This is a genomic window from Streptomyces sp. NPDC006450 (assembly GCF_040612195.1).
GTDB lineage: Bacteria > Actinomycetota > Actinomycetes > Streptomycetales > Streptomycetaceae > Streptomyces.
This window is the reverse complement of record NZ_JBEXPT010000247.1, coordinates 1-3,085: the sequence shown is the minus strand read 5'-3', so window position 1 is coordinate 3,085 and position 3,085 is coordinate 1. Positions and strand designations below refer to the sequence as shown.

General features: G+C 71.8%; 2 protein-coding genes. One reads left to right on the top strand and one right to left on the bottom strand.

The window, feature by feature from the left end; genetic code table 11:
- Window positions 1-108: 108 nt before the first annotated feature.
- Window positions 109-867: a ferritin-like fold-containing protein gene (locus ABZY57_RS32500; RefSeq protein WP_243335974.1), complete on the bottom strand. Its 759-nt coding sequence runs from the start codon at window positions 865-867 to the stop codon at window positions 109-111.
- A 463-nt stretch (window positions 868-1,330) separates the two neighbouring features.
- Here ABZY57_RS32500 and ABZY57_RS32495 point away from each other — a divergent pair.
- The coding region (locus tag ABZY57_RS32495) for a DEAD/DEAH box helicase (protein WP_356518109.1) at window positions 1,331-3,085 on the top strand (1,755 nt) is incomplete at its 3' end.

The window sequence follows — 3,085 nt, the reverse complement described above, 5'->3', positions numbered from 1 at the left end:
TCGGCGACGCTCCACCGGGAACGGTCGAATTCGAGCTCGACGTCCCGGGGTTCGACGACGGCGGCCGCGCCCTGCGCGTCGTATCCGGTCATTGTCAGCGGATCCGGACTACGCCGCCAGGCCCAGGGCCGCCATGCGCTTGGTGTGCGCCTTGGTGATCCGGGTGAACATCTCGCCGACGGCCGCCAGGTCGAAGCCGGCCGCCATCCCGTCCACCCCGCCGACCAGCATGGTGGACAGCGCGTCGCGTTCGGCGACCACGCGCTGCGCCTGCGACAGGGCCTCGCCCATCAGCCGGCGGGCCCACAGCGCGAGCCGGCCGCCGCAGCGCGGGTCGGCCTCGATGGCGGCGCGCACCTTTTCGACCGCGAAACCGCCGTGGCCGGTGTCGTCGAGCACGCTCACGACGAGCCCGCGGGTGTCCGTGTCGAGGTGCGTGGCCACCTCGCGGTAGAAGTCGCTGGCGATGGAGTCACCGACGTAGGCCTTGACCAGGCCCTCCAGCCAGTCCGACGGGGCGGTCTGGCGGTGGAAGTCGTCGACGCCCTTCGCGAAGGGCTCCATCGCGGCGGTGGCGTCCTCGTCGATCGCGGTGAGCCGGTCGCGCAGGCGCTCGAAGTGGTGGAACTCGGCGGAGGCCATCTTCGCCAGCTCGGCCTTGTCCCCGAGGGTGGGCGCGAGCTTCGCGTCCTCCGCGAGGCGTTCGAAGGCCGCGAGTTCGCCGTACGCCAGCGCCCCGAGCAGATCCACCACCGCGGCCCGGTACTGCGGCGAGGCGGAGGCCGTGGCCCAGTCCTGGGCGGCGATGCCGGCTGCCTCGGAGGGGGCGCTTTCGTCGGCGGGCGATGCGTTTTCAACGGTCGACATGCTCCGCACAATAGCTCGCCGAAAGCCACCATGAACCACCTGCTCAGTCCACGTAAACGCGCCTACCTGGTGAATTCACCCGACACAGCTGCGAGATTCCGGGGTACAGTGGTAATGCGCCTGCCGAACACTCGGCGGGCCATCCGAATGAGGATGCCCGGTCGGTGGCCCGATCGGCTCCACCCGACCGCCCTCGGCGTGATGCGTGCGTTCATACGTACCGTCCCACGAGGGGCCCCCTCAGCGGCATAAAGCGCCTGAGCGATGGCTCGTGGTCCCGCGCAGCTTCGTACGTACGTAGTAGTACTGCAAGCCCGGCACGGTACGACCCCCTTCGCCGCCTCGCGCCGCGTCTCACAGAAGAGGCAGCACCCTGACTACGTTCCGAGACCTTGGGATCTTTCCCGAGACGGCCGAAGCCCTTGAGGCCGTCGGCATTGTGTCCCCCTTCCCGATCCAGGAGATGACCCTCCCCGTCGCCATGTCCGGCACGGACGTCATCGGCCAGGCCAAGACCGGTACCGGCAAGACGCTCGGTTTCGGCCTCCCCCTGCTGGAGCGCGTCGTCGTCCCCGCGGACGTCGAGGCCGGCCGTTCCACGCCGGATCAGCTCACCGACGCCCCGCAGGCCCTCGTGGTGGTTCCGACCCGCGAGCTCTGCACCCAGGTCACCAACGACCTCCTCACCGCGGGCAAGGTCCGCAACGTCCGCGTCCTCGCCATATACGGCGGCCGCGCGTACGAGCCGCAGGTCGAGGCGCTCAAGAAGGGCGTCGACGTCATCGTCGGCACCCCGGGCCGCCTGCTCGACCTGGCCGGTCAGAAGAAGCTCGACCTCTCCAAGGTCAAGGCCCTCGTCCTCGACGAGGCCGACGAAATGCTCGACCTGGGCTTCCTGCCCGACGTCGAGAGGATCATGAGCTACCTCCCGGCCAAGCGTCAGACGATGCTGTTCTCGGCGACCATGCCGGGTGCGGTCATCGGACTGGCCCGCCGGTACATGACCCAGCCGACGCACATCCGCGCCGTCTCCGAGGACGGTGAGGGCGCGACCGTCGCCAACACCACGCAGCACGTCTTCCGTGCGCACAACATGGACAAGCCGGAGCTCGTCTCCCGCATCCTGCAGGCCGAAGGCCGCGGGCTCGCCATGATCTTCTGCCGCACCAAGCGCACGGCGGCCGACATCGCCGAGCAGCTGGAGAAGCGCGGCTTCGCCTCGGGCGCCGTCCACGGCGACCTGGGCCAGGGCGCCCGCGAGCAGGCGCTGCGCGCCTTCCGCAACGGCAAGGTCGACGTGCTGGTCTGCACCGATGTCGCCGCCCGCGGTATCGATGTCGAGGGTGTGACCCACGTCATCAACTACCAGACGCCCGAGGACGAGAAGACCTTCCTGCACCGTGTGGGCCGCACCGGCCGCGCGGGCAAGAAGGGCATCGCCGTCACCCTGGTCGACTGGGACGACATCCCGCGCTGGCAGCTGATCAACAAGGCGCTGGAGCTGGACTTCCACGACCCGGTGGAGACGTACTCCACGTCCCCGCACCTGTACGAGCAGATGAACATCCCGGCCGGCACCAAGGGCGTCCTGCCGCGCGCCGAGCGCACGCGGGCCGGCCTGAAGGCCGAGGACCTGGAAGACCTGGGCGAGACCGGCGGCCGCGGTGGCCGTGGCGGCCGCGACGGCGGCCGTGACAGCGGTCGTGACAGCGGTCGTGACCGTGGACGCGATGGCGGACGAGACGGTGGACGTGACGGTGGCCGCGGTGCCGCCGCCCCGGTCGCCGAGGAGCGTCCCGCCCGCACCCCGCGCCAGCGCCGCCGCACCCGTGGCGGCTCGGACCAGGGCGCCGAGCTCCTGACCCCGGTGACCACCGGGGCTGCTCCGGTCGCCGCGGCCGCCCCGGCGGTCCAGGCGGTCCAGGCGGTCCAGGCGGTCCAGGCTCCTGAGGCTCCGGCCGCCGACGAGGCGCGCAAGCCGCGCCGTCGCCGGACCCGGTCGGCCGCTCCGGCCGCCACCTTCGTCGCCCCCGCGGCGGCGCTGGAACCCCTGGCCCCGTTCGTCGTGGAGCCCGAGGCCGACTTCCAGATGGCCCCGATGGTCGAGCCGGTCCGGGAGCGCCGCACCAGCGCCCCCCGCAGCAGCGCCCCGCGCGCCCGCGCCCCCCGCAAGGCCGCGGCCGCCCCGGTCGCCGCCCCGGTGGCCGAGGTCGTCGCC

Excerpts from the sequence above, each read along its gene's own strand:
- ABZY57_RS32500 (WP_243335974.1), bottom strand. The coding sequence starts at position 867 with ATGTCGACCGTTGAAAACGCATCGCCCGCCGACGAAAGCGCCCCCTCC.